At 72.9% G+C, this 20,140-nt stretch carries 16 protein-coding genes and 1 riboswitch; of the genes, 11 read left to right on the forward strand and 5 right to left on the reverse strand.

All coding sequences use genetic code 11. The features are described from left to right. The first annotated feature begins 24 nt into the window (after positions 1-24). The 10 genes from PV789_RS11715 to PV789_RS11760 all read left to right on the forward strand — a co-directional run bounded on the left by PV789_RS11715 (position 25) and on the right by PV789_RS11760 (position 14,373). A complete protein-coding gene (locus PV789_RS11715; RefSeq protein ID WP_274977443.1) occupies positions 25-1,812 on the forward strand; it encodes a carbon starvation CstA family protein in 1,788 nt (595 codons plus the stop codon). Positions 1,813-1,836: 24 nt separating this feature from the next. Next, positions 1,837-2,142 (forward strand): cory-CC-star protein, encoded by a 306-nt coding sequence (locus tag PV789_RS11720; RefSeq protein WP_274977444.1) that lies wholly within the window; start codon positions 1,837-1,839, stop codon positions 2,140-2,142. After that, positions 2,139-3,062, forward strand: coding sequence for an ArsA family ATPase (locus PV789_RS11725; protein WP_274977445.1), 924 nt, complete (start codon positions 2,139-2,141; stop codon positions 3,060-3,062). The genes PV789_RS11720 and PV789_RS11725 overlap by 4 nt, the downstream gene beginning before the upstream one ends. 249 nt (positions 3,063-3,311) lie before the next feature. Next, positions 3,312-4,067 carry a cardiolipin synthase ClsA gene (gene clsA / locus PV789_RS11730; protein WP_274978116.1) on the forward strand — a complete coding sequence of 252 codons (756 nt, stop codon included), beginning with the start codon at positions 3,312-3,314 and terminating at the stop codon, positions 4,065-4,067. 200 nt (positions 4,068-4,267) lie between these two features. Further along, a complete protein-coding gene (locus PV789_RS11735; protein ID WP_274978117.1) occupies positions 4,268-6,769 on the forward strand; it encodes a mannose-1-phosphate guanyltransferase in 2,502 nt (833 codons plus the stop codon). A 625-nt stretch (positions 6,770-7,394) separates the two neighbouring features. Next, the gene (locus PV789_RS11740; protein WP_013152508.1) at positions 7,395-7,937 is read left to right on the forward strand and encodes a double zinc ribbon and FHA domain-containing protein; all 543 of its coding nucleotides are present in this window, start codon (positions 7,395-7,397) and stop codon (positions 7,935-7,937) included. Between the two features lie 170 nt (positions 7,938-8,107). Then, positions 8,108-8,581 (forward strand): bifunctional nuclease family protein, encoded by a 474-nt coding sequence (locus PV789_RS11745; RefSeq protein ID WP_047870924.1) that lies wholly within the window; start codon positions 8,108-8,110, stop codon positions 8,579-8,581. A 465-nt stretch (positions 8,582-9,046) separates the two neighbouring features. Next, on the forward strand, positions 9,047-9,535 hold the full coding sequence (locus tag PV789_RS11750) for a MerR family transcriptional regulator (RefSeq protein ID WP_274978118.1): 489 nt from the start codon (positions 9,047-9,049) through the stop codon (positions 9,533-9,535). 231 nt (positions 9,536-9,766) lie between these two features. Next, positions 9,767-9,856, forward strand: a riboswitch (glycine riboswitch). A 98-nt stretch (positions 9,857-9,954) separates the two neighbouring features. After that, complete coding sequence (gcvP, locus tag PV789_RS11755; protein ID WP_274977446.1) at positions 9,955-12,849, forward strand: aminomethyl-transferring glycine dehydrogenase; 2,895 nt, start codon at positions 9,955-9,957, stop codon at positions 12,847-12,849. Positions 12,850-13,104: 255 nt separating this feature from the next. Beyond that, positions 13,105-14,373 carry a tetratricopeptide repeat protein gene (locus tag PV789_RS11760; RefSeq protein WP_274977447.1) on the forward strand — a complete coding sequence of 423 codons (1,269 nt, stop codon included), beginning with the start codon at positions 13,105-13,107 and terminating at the stop codon, positions 14,371-14,373. A gap of 128 nt (positions 14,374-14,501) precedes the next feature. Here the strand turns inward: PV789_RS11760 and PV789_RS11765 are convergent, their stop codons facing one another. The 4 genes from PV789_RS11765 to PV789_RS11780 all read right to left on the reverse strand — a co-directional run bounded on the left by PV789_RS11765 (position 14,502) and on the right by PV789_RS11780 (position 18,357). Beyond that, positions 14,502-14,690, reverse strand: coding sequence for a DUF5999 family protein (locus PV789_RS11765; protein WP_013152513.1), 189 nt, complete (start codon positions 14,688-14,690; stop codon positions 14,502-14,504). Between the two features lie 185 nt (positions 14,691-14,875). Then, positions 14,876-16,306, reverse strand: a complete 1,431-nt coding sequence (locus PV789_RS11770; protein ID WP_274977448.1) for a threonine/serine exporter family protein — start codon at positions 16,304-16,306, stop codon at positions 14,876-14,878. A 378-nt stretch (positions 16,307-16,684) separates the two neighbouring features. Next, positions 16,685-17,383: a response regulator gene (locus tag PV789_RS11775; RefSeq protein WP_274977449.1), complete on the reverse strand. Its 699-nt coding sequence runs from the start codon at positions 17,381-17,383 to the stop codon at positions 16,685-16,687. Between the two features lie 152 nt (positions 17,384-17,535). Then, positions 17,536-18,357, reverse strand: coding sequence for a RecB family exonuclease (locus PV789_RS11780; RefSeq protein ID WP_274977450.1), 822 nt, complete (start codon positions 18,355-18,357; stop codon positions 17,536-17,538). 216 nt (positions 18,358-18,573) lie between these two features. Here PV789_RS11780 and PV789_RS11785 point away from each other — a divergent pair, with 216 nt between their 5' ends. Continuing rightward, the gene (locus PV789_RS11785) at positions 18,574-19,638 is read left to right on the forward strand and encodes a site-2 protease family protein (RefSeq protein WP_274978119.1); all 1,065 of its coding nucleotides are present in this window, start codon (positions 18,574-18,576) and stop codon (positions 19,636-19,638) included. 6 nt (positions 19,639-19,644) lie between these two features. On the opposite strand, the gene PV789_RS11790 is transcribed toward PV789_RS11785, so the two are convergent. Beyond that, on the reverse strand, positions 19,645-20,118 hold the full coding sequence (locus PV789_RS11790) for a hypothetical protein (RefSeq protein ID WP_274977451.1): 474 nt from the start codon (positions 20,116-20,118) through the stop codon (positions 19,645-19,647). Between the last annotated feature and the right edge of the window lie 22 nt (positions 20,119-20,140).

Here is a 20,140-nt window from a genome sequence, read left to right on the forward strand (position 1 = left end):
ACACCGGAAAGAAGGAACTCCCCGATGCCCGCTGTAGCAGTACTGCTCGGCACCCTGGCGATCTTCGCGCTGGCGTACCGCTTCTACTCGGCCTACCTGGCCAAACGGGTCTACGCCCTCGACCCCTCCTTCACCACGCCCGCGCACACGCTCCAGGACGGTGTGGACTACGTCCCCACCAACAAGCACATCGTCCTCGCGCACCACTTCATCTCCGTGGCGGGCGCCGCGCCCATCGTCGGCCCGGCGATCGGTGTGTTCTGGGGCTGGGGACCCGCCCTGCTCTGGGTCATCCTGGGCACCATCTTCGGGTCGGGCGCCCACGACTTCGGTTCGATCGTGGTCTCGCTGCGCAGCAAGGGCCGCAGCATCGGAACCCTGGCGGGCGACGTCATCGGGTCCCGGGCGCGCATCCTGTTCCTGCTGATCATCTTCTTCCTGGTGACCCTGGTGAACGCGGTGTTCGCCATCGTCATCGCCGGGCTGTTCGTGAGCACGCCCGAGGCGGTGCTGCCCACCCTGGTCACCATCCCGCTGGCCATCGCCGTGGGCCAGGTGGTCTACCGCCGCCGCACCGCCGCACTGCTCCCCTCGATCATCGCGCTGCTCCTGGTCTACGCCTGCATCCCGCTGGGGCAGATCCTGCCGATCAGCCTCGCGCCGGTCGCCGAGGCCACGGGGATCACGGAGAACCTGCTGTGGATCGTGATCGTGTTCGCCTACGCGTTCGTGGCCTCCCGCCTGCCGGTGTGGCTGCTGCTCCAGCCGCGCGACTACATCAACCAGCAGCAGATGGTCGTGGCGCTGCTGGTCATCATGGTCGGCGTGATCGTGGGCATGGACACGATCGCTGCGCCGCTCTTCCGCGACACCCCGGCGGGCTCCCCGCCGATCTTCCCGCTGCTGTTCATCACCATCGCCTGCGGCGCGGTCTCGGGCTTCCACAGCCTGGTCGCCTCCGGGACCACCTCCAAACAGATCGACAAGGAGACCGACGCGCGCTACGTCGGCTACCTCAGCTCCCTGGGGGAGGGCACGCTGGCGCTGTGCTCGATCCTGGCCTGCACCGCGGGCGTCATGGTCTACTCCGCCAACACCGGTGCCGAGTGGGGCACCCTCTACGTCGACTGGGAGGCCGCCTCCGCCGACCCGCAGGGCATGTTCATCCAGGGCGTGGCGGGCTTCGCCTCCAACATCGGCGTCCCCGAGAGCACCGCACTGGTCTTCGGCGCCCTGGTGATCGTCAGCTTCGCCGTCACCACCCTGGACACCGCGGTCCGGCTCAAGCGCTACATCATCCAGGAGATCGCCACGATCGCCGCCGACCGCTTCTCCACCGGCAGCGCGCCGCACCGGGCGATGTCCTTCCTGGCCCGCAACATCACCGTCGCCACGCTCGTCGCGGTGCTCATCCCCCTCGCCCTGACCCTGGTCCCGGGCGACTTCGCCGTGGGCACCCTGTGGCTGCTGTTCGGCACCACCAACCAGCTCACCGCGGGCCTGGCCCTGTCGGTCATCGCCGTCTGGGTCACCAAGCGCCACCGCAACCCGGTCATGATCCTCATCCCGCTGGTGTTCCTGGTCGCCATGACCGTCTGGGCGCTGGTCATCCAGCTCCGCGACTTCGCGGTCTCGGGCGACGCGATGCAGACCTTCCTGCTCGCGCCGCTGGACGGCGTCATCCTGCTGCTGGCCCTGTGGATGATGGTCGAGGCCGCCATCGCCCTGAACAAGGCGCGCAAGAGCCCGCCGGTCGCCGAGGCCGCGACCGAGGAGACCACCGCCGGGAGGGACGAGGGTGAGGTCAGGTAACCGCCGCGCCCGGGGCGCCACCCCGTGAGCGCACCGGGCACCGGCGCCGGGCCCCCGCCGGGGGCCTGGCGCCGCGCCGTCGCCGCCTGGCGCCGCTTCGAGGACTTCCACCAGCAGGTCTTCGAGGCGCGCTGGGGGCACGCGCGCCGACGCGAGGCCCGCACCCAGCAGGACACCCTGCGGGCCCTGCTCATGCTGGAGAGCCTGGGAGTGGACAACCCCGTCGCCTACGAGACCCTCGACCTCATCCCGTACATGGTCGCCGACCTGCACGAGTGGCACCAGAGGATGGGCCGCAGGGAGTTCGGAGCCCCCGGAGGCTGCTGTTGACCGAGTCCGCGACCGGCCCCGCCGCGCCGATCACCTTCTTCGGCGGCAAGGGCGGGGTCGGCAAGACCACCCTGGCCGCCGCGCACGCGCTGGCCCTGGCCGACGCCGGGCAGCGGGTGCTGGTGCTCTCGACCGACCCCGCCCACTCGCTCGGCGACGCCCTGGAGGCACCGCTCGGGGACGAGCCCGTCCCGGTCGCGCCCGGCCTGTGGGCCGCCGAGCCCGACGCCGACGCCGCCGTGCGCCGCCGGATCGCCCAGGTGCTCCGGGACGCCGAGCGGGCCGTCCCGCCCGAGGTGATGCCCGCCGTGCGCCGCCACCTGGAACAGGCCGGGGCCAGTCCCGGCATGGCCGAGTCCGCCCTGGCCGACCTGCTCGTGGACCGCATGGAGGAGGTGGGTCGGCGCTGGGACGCCCTGGTCGTGGACAGCGCCCCCACCGGGCACCTGCTGCGCCTGCTCAACCTGCCGACGCTCCTGACCCCCTGGGTGGTGGGCCTGACCCGCCAGCGCGAGCGGGCCCGCCGCGCCGAGGCCTTCGCCGACGTCGTCGGCGGCCCGCAGGAGGAGGCCGACCCCCTCACCGAGCGCCTGCACGCGCGCCGCCACCGCCTGGAGCGCGCCGCCGAACGCCTGCGCCGGGACGCCCGGGTGCGCCTGGTGACCCTGCCCCGCCGCATGGTGCTGGCCGAGACCGCCCGCGCCGTCGAACAGCTCACCGGGGCCGGGTTCCGGCTCGAACCCGTGGTCGTCAACCAGATCCCGCGCGGGGACGCCGCGGGACCCGACACCGCCGAGGCCCTGGCCGCCACCCGCGAGCGCTTCGCCCGCCTGGGAACGGTGGAGGTCCCGCTCCAGGACACAGAGCCCACCGGTCCCGAACGCCTGCGCCGCCTGGCCGCCCTGCTCGCCGCCCGCTGAAGGGGAGCCCGCGGCAGGGGAGAGGCGGCCGGGCCCCGGCAGGGGAACCCCGCCGGGCCGCCCCGCGTTGGACGGTGGTGAGGGGTCGCGGCCGGGGAGGCCGCAAAGCGTACACGGTACGATCGGGGTGCGGCCGCCCTCCGACCAGGGCGGGTGGATCCACGATGGCGGGAAACGACCCTCCCGCCCGTTATCGTTGGCGCCATGGGGCGATCCGCGCAAGAAGGCAGACACACGGCGGGGGGCGATGTGGTCAGCCCGGCGGTCAGTGACCGCGTCTGGACGGTTCCCAACCTACTGAGCATGCTCCGGCTTCTGGGCGTGCCCCTGTTCCTGTGGCTCGTGCTGGTGCCCCAGGCCGACTGGTGGGCCCTGCTCGTGCTGGCCCTGGCGGGCCTGAGCGACTGGCTCGACGGCAAGATCGCCCGCGCCTGGAACCAGACCTCGCGCCTGGGGACCGTGCTCGACCCCCTCGCGGACCGGCTCTACATCTTCGCCGCCCTGCTCGGCCTGGTGATCCGCGGCATCGTGCCCTGGTGGCTCATGGGCATCCTCGTGCTGCGCGACGTCCTCATCCTGGGCGCCCTGCCGCTCCTGCGCCACTTCGGCTACGGGCCCCTGCCGGTCAACTTCGCGGGCAAGGCCGCCACGCTGTGCCTCCTGTACTCGTTCCCGCTGCTGTTCCTCGCTGGTTACGCCACGATCGCCGCGGATGTGGCGAGAATTATAGGTTGGGCCTTCGCGCTCTGGGGAACTGCTCTGTACTGGTGGGCCGGACTGCTCTACGCCGTACAGGGACTGCGCCTGATGGCCCAGACCCGCCGCGACGAAGGCGCTGATCGCACCGGCGGCCCCAGGGCCGTGGGCGACAGCGACCCCGTACGCGGTCACACCCAGGACCGACTCGGTCCAGCCGCACCGGCGACCGCTGACGGCGACCCCGGCGCGGCCGCCGAGGGCGCGGACCGACCGAGCCGCCCGGACCAGGGGCGGATCGGCCCCTGATCCGCACGCGGACCGGCTCACCACGAGTCCTGTCGGATCGAGAGGGAGTGTCGTCTCCGCATGAGAACATGTCCCGCCGCCCGCAAGGGCGTGCGCTCCGAACACCGTCCCCCCGCGGCGCGCACCGGCGGCCCAGCGGTACGGAGGTACCGGCGATGAGCCAGGCCGCAGACACCACCCCGGAGGCCGCCGCGCCTCCGATGAAGGCCGTCGTGATGGCGGGCGGCGAGGGAACCCGCCTGCGCCCCATGACCGCCAACCAGCCCAAACCGCTTCTGCCGGTGGTCAACAAGCCCATCATGGAGCACGTGCTGCGCCTGCTGCGCAAGCACGGCTTCACCGAGACCGTGGTCACCGTGCAGTTCCTGGCCACCCTCATCCGCAACTACTTCGGCGACGGCGAGGACCTGGGCATGAAGCTCAGCTACGTCGCCGAGGAGGTTCCGCTCGGCACGGCGGGCAGCGTCAAGAACGCCGAGGAGCACCTGCGCGGAGAGCCCTTCATCGTCATCTCCGGCGACGCCCTGACCGACATCGACCTGACCGACATGGTCCGCTTCCACCGCGAGAGCGGCGCCAAGGTCACCATCGGACTCAAGCGGGTGGAGAACCCGCTGGAGTTCGGCATCATCATCGTCGACGAGCAGGGGCGCGTCCAGCGCTTCCTGGAGAAGCCCACCTGGGGCCAGGTCTTCTCCGACACCGTCAACACCGGCATCTACATCATGGAGCCGGAGGTCCTCGAACGTGTCGCCGCGGGCGAGGTCGTCGACTGGTCCGGCGACGTCTTCCCCCAGCTGCTGGAGGAGGGCGAGCCCCTCTACGGCTACATCGCCGACGGCTACTGGGAGGACGTGGGCACCCACGAGAGCTACCTCAGCGCCCAGGCCGACGTGCTCTCGGGCAAGGTGGACGTGGACATCGACGGCTTCGAGGTCTCGCCGGGGGTGTGGGTCGGCGAGGGCGCCGAGGTCCACCCCGAGGCCGTCCTCAAGGGCCCGCTCTACATCGGCGACTACGCCAAGGTCGAGGCGGGCGCCGAACTGCGCGAGTTCACCGTGGTCGGCAGCAACACCGTCGTGCGCTCGGAGGCCTTCGCCCACCGCACCGTCCTGCACGACAACGTGTTCATCGGCCGCGGCGCCAACCTGCGCGGCGCCGTCATCGGCAAGAACACCGACGTCATGGCGGCCGCCCGGATCGAGGAGGGCGCGGTCGTGGGCGAGGACTGCGTCGTCGAGTCCGAGGCCTACCTGCACAACGACGTCAAGGTCTACCCGTTCAAGACCATCGAGGCCGGGGCGGTGGTCAGCACCAACGTCATCTGGGAGTCGCGCGGGCAGCGCTCGCTGTTCGGCCCCAGGGGCGTGTCCGGCCTGATCAACGTGGAGATCACCCCGGAACTGGCGGTGCGCCTGGCCAACGCCTACGCCACCACCCTGAAGAAGGGCGCGATCGTCACCACCTCGCGTGACGTCTCGCGCGCCGCCCGCACGCTCAAGCGCGCGATCATCAGCGCGCTCACGGCGGCCGCCATCGAGGTGCGCGACCTGGAGGTGGTGCCGCTGCCCGTGGCCCGCTTCCACACCTCCCAGAGCGGCGTCAGCGGCGGCATCACGGTGCGCACCACCCCTGGGGACCCCGAGTCGGTCGACATCCTGTTCCTGGACGGCGACGGCGCCGACCTGTCGCCCGGCGCCCAGCGCAAGCTCGACCGGGTCTTCTCCCGCGCCGAGTACCGCCGGGCCTTCCCCGGGGAGATCGGCGAGCTGACCTTCCCGTCGCGCAATGTGGAGAGCTACTCCCACGAGCTGCTGCGCAAGGTGGACACCTCCGGCGTCGCCGAGGCCGAGCTCAAGGTCGTGGTGGACTGCGCCGGGGGCAGCGGCTCGCTCATTCTGCCCTCCCTGCTGGGCCGGATCGGCGTGGACGTGCTCACCGTCAACAACCGGCTGGACGAGTCCTCGCCCACCGACACCGTCGCCAAGCAGAACCGCGACCTGGCCCGGCTGGGCGAGCTGGTCTCGGGCTCCGGCGCCGACTTCGGCGTGCGCTTCGACCCCGTGGCCGAACGGCTCTCCATCGTGGACGAGAGCGGCGACCTGGTCCACAGCGACCGGGCCCTGCTGGTCGTCCTGGAGCTGGTCTGCGCCGAGTACGGGACCGGGACGGTGGCACTGCCCGTCACCACCACCCGCGTCGCCGAGACCGTGGCCGCCTCGCACGGGGTCAAGGTCCACTGGACGGCCACGGCCACCGACGAGCTGACCAAGGCGGTCCAGGCCCAGGACGACGTCATCTTCGCGGGCGACGGCCGCGGCGGGTTCATCGTGCCGCGGTTCAGCCCCACCAGCGACGCCATCGCCGCCTTCGTGCGGCTGCTGTCTCTGGTGGCCAGGACCCGCCGCTCGCTGAGCCAGATCGACCGCACGATCCCCCAGGCGCACCTGCTGCGCCGTTCGGTGCCCACCCCGTGGGCGGTCAAGGGGAGCGTGATGCGCGCCGTCGTGGAGGCGGCTGGCGGCCGCGAACTCGACACCACCGACGGCGTCCGGGTGATCGAGCCGGACGGAAGCTGGGCCCTGGTCCTCCCCGACACCGCGGAGGCCGTCACCCATCTTTGGGCCGAAGGTCCCAACTCCGACACCGCGCACCGTCTGCTGGACGAGTGGGCGGCCGTCGTGGAACGGGCCGAGGGCTGAGGCGGGCCGCGCGGGCGCGGACGGGTCCTCCGTCCGCGCCCGCGCGGTGCGTGGCCCCGGTGTCACGCACTGTGCGCGGGCGCGGCCCCTACCGTGCGTGACGCCGCGGGTTAAAATGGGCATACAGGCAGGTCGTGGCGGTTCGGTGAAGTCGGTGCGAATCCAGGGGGATCCGTGGAGAACCAAATCCTCCGACACGGCATCAGCACCAGGACAGGCGTGTTGCCCCGATCCGGCCCTCCGCCGTCGCCGGACACCCTCCGCGACGACGGGCACACCGCTCGGCGATCCGTTCCAGGCGGGCCGTCCACAGCGGACGGGGGAGGAGCAAAACCCTTCCTGGACAGGGATATGGTTTAAAGTCGAGTGTTCCCCGAAGCGCCGCGTCGCCCACCGGACCGGGTATCCCGGCAACGGCGGACACCCTCGCCGGTGGTGACAAGGAGTGCGACACGGGGGATGAGACCTAGCGACCGACCGCGTGAGGCGCACCGCTGCCGCGACAGCGGGCCGTCTCACCGCGTACCGGACGGCGTGCGGGCCCAGTGCCCGCCCGACGCCCGGTACGTGCCACCGATCAGCCCAATCAAGCACCGCCCCGTGCGGTAGGAGGCCGAGCCGACCTATGTCGAGCGTTTACTGCACGCAGTGCGGTCACGCCGTTGCGGATGATGCCCGTTTCTGCTCCCACTGCGGAACTCCGATCCGCAGAGCCGAACAGCAGGGCCCCCGACCCGGCACTGGCAGGGACTCCGGCGGAGACGTCACGTCCACCATCTCCCTCTCGGGCATACAGGCCCTGGAAGAGGAGGAGTCCGGCGACGAGCTGGGCGGCGACGACCCCGCCAACCCCGACGCTCTGCCGCCGGGCACGGCGCTGCTGGTGGTCAGGCGCGGCCCCAACGCCGGGAGCCGTTTCCTGCTGGACAGTGACGTGACCACCGCCGGCCGCCACCCCAACAGCGACATCTTCCTGGACGACGTCACCGTCTCCCGGCGCCACGTGGAGTTCTTCCGCCGCGGCGACGGGTTCGGAGTCCGCGACGTGGGCAGCCTCAACGGCACCTACGTCAACCGCGAGCCGGTCGACGAGGCCCAGCTCGGCGGAGGGGACGAGATCCAGATCGGCAAGTTCCGGATGGTCCTGCTGACCAAACCGCGCCGCTGACCGGCGCGGGGACGACCGCGGGAGCGGCGGGTGGGCCGATGAGGTTTGCGGCCCCCCGCCGCCGGAGAGCTTTGTAACGAAGGGTGCCGATTTCGCCCTCGGGTCCTGATCCGCAGCGGGAGCAGGGACGAGCGCCCATCCGGCATCACGACTCGTGGGACGGAGACGCTGTGAAGCACATGGAGGTCGTCGGCGTCCGTGTTGAGATGCCCTCGAACCAGCCGATTGTCCTGCTCAAGGAATCCGAAGGCGACCGCTACCTGCCGATCTGGATCGGCGGTGTGGAGGCCACCGCGATCGCGCTGGCCCAACAGGGCGTCGCACCGGCCAGACCGCTCACCCACGACCTGTTCCGGGATGTCCTCGACGCCCTGGACACCGGGCTCAAGACGGTGAACATCACCGGCCTCAGCGACGGCATCTTCTACGCCCAGCTGGTCTTCAGCAACGGCGTGGAGGTGAGCGCGCGCCCCTCCGACTCGATCGCCCTGGCGTTACGGACGGGCACGCCCATCTACGCGCACGAGGACGTGATCGACGAGGCCGGGATGCCCATCCCGGACGAGCAGGAGGACCAGGTCGAGGCGTTCCGGGAGTTCCTGGACAACATCTCGCCCGAGGACTTCGGCAGGCGCGCGGAGTAGGCCCGTGGCGCACGTGCACTCCCCCGGGGCCCGCGCACAGGCGCGGGTCCCGTGCCGCGGCGGTGGCGTGATCCGGGGAGGACACGCCCCGACCTGCGGCTTCGTCCGCGGAGCCGGTGATAGATTGGGTAACGGAAGTGGTCGTGATGATCAGGGCCGAAACCCCCGCTCGCGCGTCGGGCGCCACCGGGGAGGCCCCGGCACACCGGCGCCGCGCGCACTTGGCGACGCGCCGCGCGGTGTCGTTGACGCTGCCGGTCGGCCGTCCTACCTTCAGTGCAGTGGAACCCACGGCGCACCCGTTCCCTGAGTGGACATCCCCTGTCGAGACCGCCGTGGGACGAGAAGCCGGAGGTCGGCGTGGCGGTAGCGAGCGGCAAGCGGGATCCCCATGACAGGCGGTCCGCGCTGCGGCTAGCGGGGCAGCAGGGCCTACTGTGCGAAGAAGACTTGGTGGCGCTGCCTATGGACGTCGGGTATCGGGGCCCCGCGGCGTGTACGGCCGCCGGAATCAGCTACCGCCAGCTCGACTACTGGGCCAGGACCGGCCTGGTGGAGCCGAGCGTGCTCACCGGAGCCCACAACGCCCCCCTGTACAGCCTCCCCGACATCCTGTTGCTCAAGATCGCCAAACGGCTCCTGGACACCGGGATATCCCTCCAGCAGATCCGCACCGCGGTCGACCACCTGCGCGGTCGGCCCGCCCCCGACCTGGCCCGCATCACCCTCATGAGCGACGGCGTCAGCGTCTACGAGTGCACCTCCCCTGAGGAGGTCGTGGACCTCATGCAGCGCGGTCAGGGCATGTTCGGCCTGGCGCTGGGCAACGTCTGGCGCGAGGTGGAGGAGGCCCTGGGCGTGGTGCCCGCGGAGGAACGGGCCGACCTGCCCGCCGCAGCGCCCCAGCCCGTGGACGAGCTGGCCAGGCGCCGCCGGGAGCGCCGCACCGGCTGAGACCGGCAGGCACCGCGCGCAACCCCGGGGCGGCCGTGTGCCGGCCGGGGGAGCGGGCGTTTCGGGGCCGTGGCCACTTGGAGGAACCTCCAGGCTCTCGGTGTGGTGTGCGCGAAACGCCTGCCCGGGAGCGCCACCCCAGGCGACGATCGAGTACGGTCGTAGTCACAACAGGGATGAAAAGCGACATTCACTCTGCTTGTACACACGTACAGATCGTCAGCTGGCTGTCGACACCGCGCGAGAGAGACCCCGCAACGGGGCGCCGACGGGGCAATACTCCCCAGTAACCTCTCAGGCACCATGGACCGCGTGGAGGAGGCCGCTCTGAAGCCTGGGCACCCTCGTGCCCGGTGACAGAGGGGGAGACCGTGAGGAACACCGCCGACCCGACTCGGCCCTGTCACCAGGAGGTCTCCGTGCCAGACCAGCCCGTGCACACCCCGGGCGCGCCCGCCCGGGTGTTCGCCGACCGCCACATCGGCCCCACGCCCGCCGAGGTCCAGGAGATGCTCAAGGCGGTCGGCTACGGCTCCACCGCCGAACTCATGGCCGACGCCGTGCCCGAGTCCATCCTCACCGGCCCCGGCCGCAGCGCGCCGCTGGACCTGCCCCCGGCGCTGAGCGAGGCCGAGGCCCTGGCCGAGCTGCGCGACCTGGCCTCCCGCAACCAGGTGCGCACCTCGCTGATCGGCCAGGGCTACTACGGCACCCTCACCCCGCCGGTCATCCTGCGCAACATCATGGAGAACCCCGCCTGGTACACGGCCTACACGCCCTACCAGCCCGAGATCTCCCAGGGCCGTCTGGAGGCCCTGCTCAACTTCCAGACGATGGTCTCGGACCTGACCGGCCTGCCCGTCTCGGGCTCCTCCCTGCTCGACGAGGCCACCGCTGCCGCCGAGGCCATGACCCTGGCCCGCCGCGCCTCCAAGAGCAAGGCCGACGTCTTCGTCGTCGACGCCGACGTCTTCCCCCAGACCCTGCACGTGCTGCGCACCCGCGCCGAACCCCTGGGCATCGAGGTCGTGGTCGCCGACCTGTCCCGGGGCCTGCCCGAGGGCGACGCCTTCGGCGTCCTGGTGCAGTACCCCGCCTCCAGCGGCGCCGTGCGCGACCCGGGCCCGGTCGTCGCCCAGGCCCACGAGCGCGGAGCCCTCGCGGTGGTGGCCGCCGACATCCTGGCCCTGACGCTGCTGCGCAGCCCCGGCGACCTGGGCGCCGACATCGCCGTCGGCTCCACCCAGCGCTTCGGCGTCCCGCTCGGCTTCGGCGGCCCGCACGCCGGTTACATGGCCGTGGGCGAGAAGCTGCGCCGCCAGCTGCCCGGCCGCCTGGTCGGCGTCTCGGTGGACAACGCGGGCAAGCCCGCCTACCGGCTGGCCCTCCAGACCCGCGAGCAGCACATCCGCCGCGAGAAGGCCACCAGCAACATCTGCACCGCGCAGGTCCTGCTCGCCGTCATGGCCGGGATGTACGCGGTCTACCACGGCCCCGACGGCCTGCGCGCGATCGCCCGCCAGGTGCACACCCGCACCGCCGCCCTGGCCGACGCCCTCGCCGAGCGCGGCTTCGAGGTCCTGCACCACGCCTACTTCGACACCCTGCGCGTGCGCGTGCCCAGCGCCGCCCGCGTCGTGGAGTCCGCTCTGGAGGCCGGGTACAACCTGCTGGCCGCGGACGAGTACACGGTCGGCGTGAGCGTGGACGAGACCACCACCGAGACCGACCTGGAGAAGGTCCTGGCGGCCTTCGGCGAGGCCGAGCGCGGCTCCTCGCGCGTGCGCCTGAGCGTGGACGGGGACACCGACCGCCTGCCCGTCGAGCTGGCCCGCCAGGTGGACTACCTCACCCACCCGGTGTTCGGCACCCACCGCAGCGAGACCTCGCTGCTGCGCTACATGCGCCGCCTCTCCGACCGCGACCTGGCCCTGGACCGCACGATGATCCCGCTGGGCTCGTGCACCATGAAGCTCAACGCCACGGCGGAGATGGAGCCCGTCACCTGGCCCGAGTTCGCCGGACTGCACCCGCTGGCGCCGCTGGACCAGGCCGCCGGGAGCGTGGCCCTGATCCGCCAGTTGGAGGCCTGGCTGGCCGAGGTCACCGGCTACGACGCGGTGTCCCTCCAGCCCAACGCCGGGTCCCAGGGCGAGTTCGCCGGGCTGCTGGCCATCCGCGGCTACCACCGCTCGCGCGGCGAGGCCCACCGCGACGTGTGCCTGATCCCCAGCTCCGCGCACGGCACCAACGCCGCCAGTGCCGTGATGGCCGGTATGCGCGTGGCCGTGGTGGCCTGCGACGACAACGGCAACGTCGACCTGGAGGACCTGCGGGCCAAGACCGACAAGCACGCCGGCGACCTGGCCGCCATCATGATCACCTACCCGTCCACGCACGGCGTGTACGAGGACACCGTCACCGAGGTGTGCCGCCTGGTCCACGATGCGGGCGGCCAGGTGTACGTGGACGGCGCCAACCTGAACGCTCTGCTGGGCTGGGCCAAGCCGGGCGAGTTCGGGGCCGACGTCAGCCACCTCAACCTGCACAAGACCTTCTGCATCCCGCACGGCGGCGGCGGTCCGGGCGTGGGCCCGGTCGCGGTCCGCTCGCACCTGGCCGGTTTCCTGCCCAACCACCCGGGCCAGCCCGAGGCGGGCCCGCACACGGGGGTCGGCCCGGTCTCGGCGGCCCCGTTCGGCTCGGCGGGCATCCTGCCCATCTCCTGGGCCTACGTGCGCATGATGGGCGAGGAGGGGCTGCGCTCGGCCACCGAGACCGCGGTGCTGTCGGCGAACTACCTGGCCAAGCGGCTGGAGCCCTACTTCCCGGTGCTCTACACCGGCGCGGGCGGCCTGGTGGCGCACGAGTGCGTCGTGGACATCCGCCCGCTCCAGAAGGCCAGCGGCATCAGCAACGAGGACCTCGCCAAGCGGCTCATGGACTACGGCTTCCACGCGCCGACGATGTCGTTCCCGGTCAACGGCACCCTGATGGTCGAGCCGACCGAGAGCGAGAACCTCGCCGAACTGGACCGCTTCGTGGAGGCGATGGTCGCGATCCGCGGCGAGATCGACAAGGTGGCCTCGGGGGAGTGGGACGCGCAGGACAACCCGCTGCGCAACGCCCCGCACACCGCGGAGGCCGTGACCGCCGACGAGTGGTCGCACGGCTACACGCGCGCCGAGGCGGCCTACCCGCTGGCGTCGCTGCGCACGGACAAGTACTGGCCGCCGGTCGGCCGGATCGACCAGGCCTACGGGGACCGCAACCTGGTCTGCTCCTGCCCGCCGCCGGAGGCCTTCGAGCTGTAGGGCGGCCCGGGCCGCGGGAAGGGGCGCCGGTCCTCGGACCGGCGCCCCTTCTTCTGACCCTTTGGAGATCTACGTCGTAAAAGTCCGTTTTGTTCTCCATGCCCGTCAGGGGAGGGGCGGGGAACGGGGCGGTGCCCACGGCCGCGGCGCGGGCCCCCGGTCCCCGGACGCCGCAGGCGTTAGAGTTGCGGCGACACGGACCGCGTTCCCACCACGCGGACCGCCACCCCGCCACCCCCATGGAAAGCGGAGACCATGACCACGACGTCCGGACCTTCCGCGCGCTCTGGCCCCGCCGACCCGCCCCCGGCCACCGATCCCCGGGACACGGACGAGGCGGAGGCGCCGACCGGGCAGGGCGCCGCCGAACTGTGCGACCAGGCCCGGGACCTCGCCGAGAGCGGCCACCTCAAACGCGCGGCCAGGCTCTACCACCAGGCGGTGGCCGCCAACCCCCACCCGCGGGTGCAGGCCCGCGCCCTGCTCGGCCTGGCCGTGGTCGAGGACCAGCGGGGCGACCTGGCCGCCGCCCGTGAGGCCGCCCGCCGAGCCCTGGCCACCGGCGACCCGCGCTACGCCCCGCGCGCCGCCTACCACCTGGCGCTCTCCCTCGAACAGGACGGCGACCACGCCGAGGCCGACCGCGTCTGGCGCCGCCTGCTCGACCTGGGCGGGTCCGACTACACGGCGGTGGCGCACTACGGGCTGGCCCGCTCCGCCGAGGGGCGCGGCGACACCGGCGGGGCCGAGGAGCACTGGGAGGCGGCGCTGGCCCTGCCGCCCGATCCCGGTTCGCTCGGCCGCCTGCACGCCGCCACCGTCGTGGACGCCTCCCGGGACCTGGCCGAACGCCTGCTGGGCCGGGGGCTGCCGGGCGCCGCCGCGGCCGCGGTCGAACGCGGCCTGTCGGTCGCGGACGATCCCGGTCTGCGCCTGCTGCGCGCCGCCGCCCACCTGGAGCACGCCATCGCCGACGTCGGCGCCGTCGTGGACCCGGACCCGGACGCGGTCTCCGAGGACGCCGAGGGGCCGGGGGCCGCGCCGGGCACCTTCGCCGCGGCCGTGGAACTCCTGGCGGGGCTGTTGGCCCTGCGCGGGGACCCCGGCGCGGCCGAGCGGGTCTGGCGGCTGGGCCTGGGGGACCGGGACCAGGACGCCGCGGGGCAGGTGCGTCAGAGACTGCGCAGGGGCTTCGCCGCGCCCGAGGAGGACGGGGACGGCGGGGCCGGGGAGGCGTGGTGGGACCCCTACCTGGAGGAGGCAGCGGCGACCGCGAGCGCGCCCGCGCTGGCGGGGGAGCTGTTCGCCGTGGTCACCCAGATGCACGCCCTGCTGGCGCTGCCTGTGGCCGAGGGGGAGGCGCGCCCGGCGGCGCTGCGGGCCGCCATGGAGCAGGCGCTGCGCACGCCGAGCGGACTGGTGTGGGGGCCCGGTGTGCACGCCGACTTCCGGCGTCGGCTGAGTGAGGCGATGGGCGGCCGGGACGTGCTGCCGGAGGGGTGGCCCGACCCGGTCCGGGAGTGAGGGCCTGGGACGGGCCCCGGCGCTCGCGCGGTCACCGGGGGCCGTCAGGGGGCACGTCGCCGCCCGGGGGTGCTTGCCGGGCGGGGTACGTCGGCCTCGCGGCCGGGGTGTGTCGGTGCGGTCGGGCGTCAGGCGGCGACGCGGGGCCGGTGCGGGGCGACGACCGCCCCGTCGGGAAGCAGCTCACCGGTGTCGTCGAAGAGGACGACACCGTTGCAGAGCAGGCTCCAGCCCTGTTCGGGGTGGCTGGAGACGACCCGGGCCGCTTCGCGGTCGGTGTCCTCGAAGGACGGGCAGGCAGGTTCGTGGCTGCACATGGGACAGGCCTTTCGGTCCAGAGGTGCTCGTCGTTGAGCTGACGCCAAGAGTAGTGGTTCACATCACATGCTCGTCGCGGTTTAACACGGATGTGTTCTCCCCGCCGCTGTCGTCCGCTCTCGGGGAGTGAGACACCCCCAGGCCAGCAATGGTTCTGCCCTGTCCGGCCCCGGATACGAGGAACTCAGTACCCGCCGCGTGTCCGGCGCGCCGCCGGGCGGCTGCGCATCCCCGCGCCGGCCAGCCCGCCGTGCTGGAAGGCCCTGACCAGCTCGCCGCCGAGGTTGACCCCCGCGCCCAGCGCCAGGCCCACCGTGACCGCCTCCGCGAGGCTGAGCAGCCCGGCTGAGGGGTCGCCCTGCGTGATCTCGATCAGGCCCCGGTACAGGATGCTGCCGGGCAGCAGCGGGGCGATCGACGGGACCAGGTAGGGCAGCACCGGTCTGCGGGTGCGCCGCGCCAGCCAGTGGCCCACCACGCCCACCGCGACCGCGCCCGCGACCGTGCCCACCACCGCGGGCACGTGCAGCAGGTCGCGCATGCTCGCGTAGATCACCCAGATCATCACGCCGAGCGCGCCGATCATCGGCAGCATCCGGGGCGGTACGGCGAGCGAGATGGCGAAGGCCACCGCGATCCCCGCCGCGCCGATCAGCACGGGGACCTCCATCGAGGTTCCCGCGGAGGGGAGGTCCTCCAGGTTGATGCTCACGCCCAGGCGCTGGGCGGTGTAGGCGACCGCGCCCACGCCGGACACGATCGCGCCCAGGATGAAGAAGGTCTCCAGCAGGCGTGCCGCCGCCGAGACGTAGGTGCCGCTGATGCCGTCCTGGAGGCTGGAGACCAGCGGGCGTCCGGGCAGCAGGGCCATGATGTTGCCGGTGATGATCGCCCCGGCCTGGAGGCCGAGGTCCAGCGTGGTGCTGGCCCACAGCAGCGCCACGCCGATCGTGGCGGCCACCACCGCCGCGCCCGCCATCTGGTAGAACTCCGCGACGCCCCGCTTGGCCAGGAACACCGACGTGCGGTCGCCCATGACGGTGGCCAGGAAGGCCGCGGTCGCCACGATCAGGCCGCCGCCCACCATGAGGCTCGCGCTGGAGGCGATGAGGCCGAACCCGACCGCGATGAGCCAGTTGGGGTAGGGCATGCGGGCGCGCCTGATCTGGGTCAGGCGGGCGGTGGCGTCCTCCAGTTCCAGCAGGCCGAGCGCGCACTGCTGCACCAGGGTGTGCAGTTCGTTGACGCGGAAGTAGTCCAGGGTGCGGCGGCGCACCACCCGTTCGCCGGTGATCGGGGGGTGTTCGCCCCCGGGGTGGGTGGACAGGGTGATGGTGGTGAAGGTGACCGAGACCTCCGAGCGGGGCAGGTCGAAGGCGACCGAGAGGCTGAGCATCGCCTCGCTGACGGCCTCCGTGCCCTCTCCGCTGGCGAGCATCAGCTCGCCCACCCGCAGCACCAGGTCGATGGCGCGGGCGTCGGGGAGGTTGACGTCCTCGGTCTCGTCGAAGCCGTCCGGGGTCAGCTCCCGCTCGTGCGCCTCCCGCCAGTCCCGCATCCTGCTGAGCAGGCGGTCCTCGCTCGGGGGCACGGGCCGCTCCCGCTTGCTTGGCATTCCTGTCTCCGTCTCCTCCCCGCCTGTACCCGTGGTGACCGGCGTGCTGTGGACAACCCATGAGGGGACGCGGCCCCCGGGGGCGGGGTTCGCCCGGAACGGGGTTGGTGGCCGGTGAGTTCGATCACCGGATCATCCTGTCAAGGCCGGGGGCCCGTCCACAGCGACGCGCCGGGGTTCCCGGCGCCGCGCCCGGGGCCCGCGCGCGGGGGGTCGGGGCCGGGACTGGATCGGGCCGCAGCCCCGGCGGGGCGGGGCCTGGCGCGCCGGGGCGGTGTGTCGGCGCAGGCCGGTGAACCTGGTGGCCCGGTGCGCGTGCCGGGGGCAGGGGGTGCGGCACCTGGTGGCCAGGTCCTCCCGGAACGCGGGTCGGCGGTGTCAGCCGGGGCCGGGGCCGTCGTCGCGCTCGCCGGGGCGGACCAGGCCGTGCTCGTAGGCGTAGACCACGGCCTGGACCCGGTCGCGCAGTTCCAGCTTGGTGAGGATGCTGCCGACGTGGGACTTGACGGTGGTCTCGCCCAGGACCAGGTGGGCGGCGATCTCGGCGTTGGACCACCCGCGCGCGAGCAGGCGCAGGACCTCGTGTTCGCGGGCGGTCAGGGTGTCCTCGGCGGGTTCGGCGCCGGGGGAGGCGGAGGGCAGGAGCGGGGCGAAGCGGTCGAGCAGGCGGTTGAGCACGGTGGGGGAGACGGCCGCCGCCCCGTCCGCGACCACCTCGACGGCCGAGACGAGTTCGGCGGGCGGCGCGTCCTTGAGCAGGAACCCGGAGGCGCCCGCGCGCAGCACCTCGACGGCGTACTCGTCCAGGTCGAAGGTGGTCAGCGCCAGGACCCGCACCCGGTGGCCCAGGGGCCGCGCCCACGACACGATCTGACGGGTGGCCTCGATCCCGTCCATGCCGGGCATGCGCACGTCCATGAGGACGACGTCGGGCAGCAGGCTGCGGGTCTCGCGGACCGCCTCGCGGCCGTCGGAGGCCTCGCCCACGACGGACAGGTGCGGGGCGGACTCCAGGATCATGCGGAAACCGGCGCGGACGAGGGGCTGGTCGTCGACCAGTAGTACTGAGACGGGCACAGGGGGAATTGTGCCGTATCCCGGGCTGCGGGCGGGCCCGAGCCCGGGGGCGCAGCGGTGCGGGTGGGGCGGGCCGCTCCCGGTGCGGGGGCCGGGCCCCGCGTCCTCGGGCGCCCGGCCGGGTCACGCGCTCGGTCGGAGCGGGGGCGGGGTCATCCGCGCGGGCGGTCCGTCGGCGCGGGCAGGGGCGGCGGGGTGCCGCCGAACTCCGGGCACAGCGCCTGGTGTTCGCACCAGCCGCAGAGCTTGCTCCTGCGGGGCTCCCACACCCCGGCGCGTCCGGCGGCCTCGATCCGCGCCCAGATGTCGGCGATCTCGGTCTCCGCGGCCCGGAGTTCGTCCTCGGTGGGGTCGTACCAGCGCACCGCTCCGTCGCCGCCCAGGTAGACGAGTTGGAGGCGGGTGGGGACGACGCCGAGGTCGCGCCAGATCATGACCGCGTAGAAGAAGATCTGGAACCGGGCCTTGTCCTCGAAGCGGGGCGCGGGGGACTTGCCGGTCTTGTAGTCCACGATCCGGATCTGGCCGGAGGGGGTGACGTCGATGCGGTCCACGTAGCCGCGCAGCCGCAGGCCGGTGGGCAGGGACACGTCCAGGCGCATCTCGCGGTCGCGGGGCTCCAGGGCGGTGGGGTTCTCCAGGTCGAAGTAGCGGCGGACCAGGTCGCGGGCGGACTCCAGCCATGTGTCGCGCTCGGCGTCGTCGGCGAACAGCTCGTCCAGCTCGGGCTTCTTCTCGCGCAGCTTCTTCCACTGGGGCTCGACGAGGCCGACGGCGTTGCGCGGGCTGCGCGACTCGGCGGGCAGCTCGTACAGGCGCTCCAGGCAGGCGTGGACGAGGGTGCCGCGCAGGGCCGCCGCGCTGGGCGCCTCGGGGAGGCGGTCGATGGTGCGGAAGCGGAACAGCAGCGGGCACTGGAGGAAGTCGGAGGCCCGGGAGGGGGAGAGGGCGGACGGGAGGAGCGCGGTGGTCATGGATCGAGCCTATGAGAAGGCCGCGACAGGCCGCGAGGGGAGAGGGCGGCCTGTGGACGGGCGGGCGGTGCGGAGCGCGGTCGTGGGCGCCGCGGGGCCGGGGCGGGCGGGCCGTAGGCTGGGGGTGTGACGACCGGTAGTGACCCATCCGCGCCCAGACCCCGCGACCGTTCCGCCAGACCGGGGTTACTGATCGGCCGCCCCTTCGGCATCCCCGTGTACGTGACCTCCTCGTGGCTGATCGTCGCGGCGCTGATCACCCTGGTCTACGGCGGCGTGGTCCAGGGGCGCCTGGCGCTGGGGCCGGGCGCCTACCTGCTGGCCTTCGTCTTCGCCGTGCTGCTCTACGCGTCGGTGCTGGTGCACGAGCTGGCGCACGCGGTGGTCGCGCGCATGTACGGCCTGCCGGTCCGGCGCATCGTGCTGTACGTGCTGGGCGGGGTCTCCGAGATCGAGCGCGAGGCGCCCACGCCGGGGCGTGAGTTCTGGATCGCGTTCGCCGGTCCGCTGTTCTCCCTGCTGCTGGCGGCGGGCGGGTTCGGTCTGTACCTGTTCACCGAGCCGCGCACGGTGGTGGGTGAGCTGCTGTTCCAGCTGTGGATCGCCAACCTGCTGGTCGGCGCGTTCAACCTGCTGCCGGGGCTTCCGCTGGACGGCGGGCGGCTGCTGCGCGCCGGGGTGTGGAAGGCGACGGGTCGTCCCTTCGCGGGGAGCGTGGCCGCGGCCTGGGGCGGTCGGGTGCTGGCGCTGCTGGTGGTGGCGCTGCCGTTCCTGATCACGTGGTGGGCGGGCGGACGGCTCAGCCCGTGGAGCGTGGTGTGGGGCTTCGTCCTGGGCGGTTTCATGTGGATGGGCGCCTCCGACGCGCTGCGCTCCGCCCGGGTGCGTGAGCGCATCCCGCGTCTGCGGGCCCGGGACCTGGCCCGGTCCTCGGTGACGGTGCCGGCCGACACGCCGCTGGCCGAGGCCGAGCGCCGGGCGCGGGAGGCGGAGGCGGTGGAGGTCGTGGTGACCGACGCCCGGGGCGCTCCCACGGCGGTGGTGCACCCGGCGGCGGCCGGGGCGATCGAGCCGGAGCGCCGGGCGTGGGTGCCGGTGTCGAGCGTGTCCCGGGCGGTGACCGAGCATTCTCTGGTGCCGGTGGGGTTGGAGGGTGAGGAGTTGTTGCGGGAGCTGACGGGGCACCCGCTGCCGGAGTACCTGGTGGTGGACGAGGCCGGCGGGGTGCGCGGGGTGCTCAGGGCCGCGGACGTCAACGCGGTGGTCTCGGGCGGTCGCTGAACCGGGTCAGCGGCGGGCGCCCTCGGGCCACAGCACCGAGACCGGTCGAAAGAGCGAGCGTGCGTAGGCCACCACGTCGGCGGTGCCGCCGGGGCCGCGCGCCGGCCGGCCGTCCCAGACGGCCACGAGCTGGTCGCAGCGACGCACGAGCAGTCTTCCGGCCTCCAGGTGCGCCTCGGGCGTGGACTCGGTGTGGGGCAGCGTGTGCACGAGGACGGCCCGTCGCAGGAGGCGGTCGTAGACGGGGTGGTGCTCCTCGGGCAGCGCCTCGCGGTAGCCGGAGGCGGGGATGACCGCCTCCAGCGGGGCTCCGGCGGCGACGACCGTCTCGGCGAAGACGGCGTCGGCGCCGTCGGCCAGGCAGGACAGGCCCACCATCTCGCAGCCGTAGGGCTCCAGGTGGGCGGTGAGCAGCGCGGTGACGGTGCGTCGCACGTCCGGGGCCAGGCCGCGGTGACCGGTGACCGCGATGTGGATCACGGGACCTCCCTGATGGTCGCTT

The organism is Nocardiopsis camelliae, from assembly GCF_028993595.1.
Classification (GTDB): Bacteria; Actinomycetota; Actinomycetes; order Streptosporangiales; family Streptosporangiaceae; genus Nocardiopsis; species Nocardiopsis dassonvillei.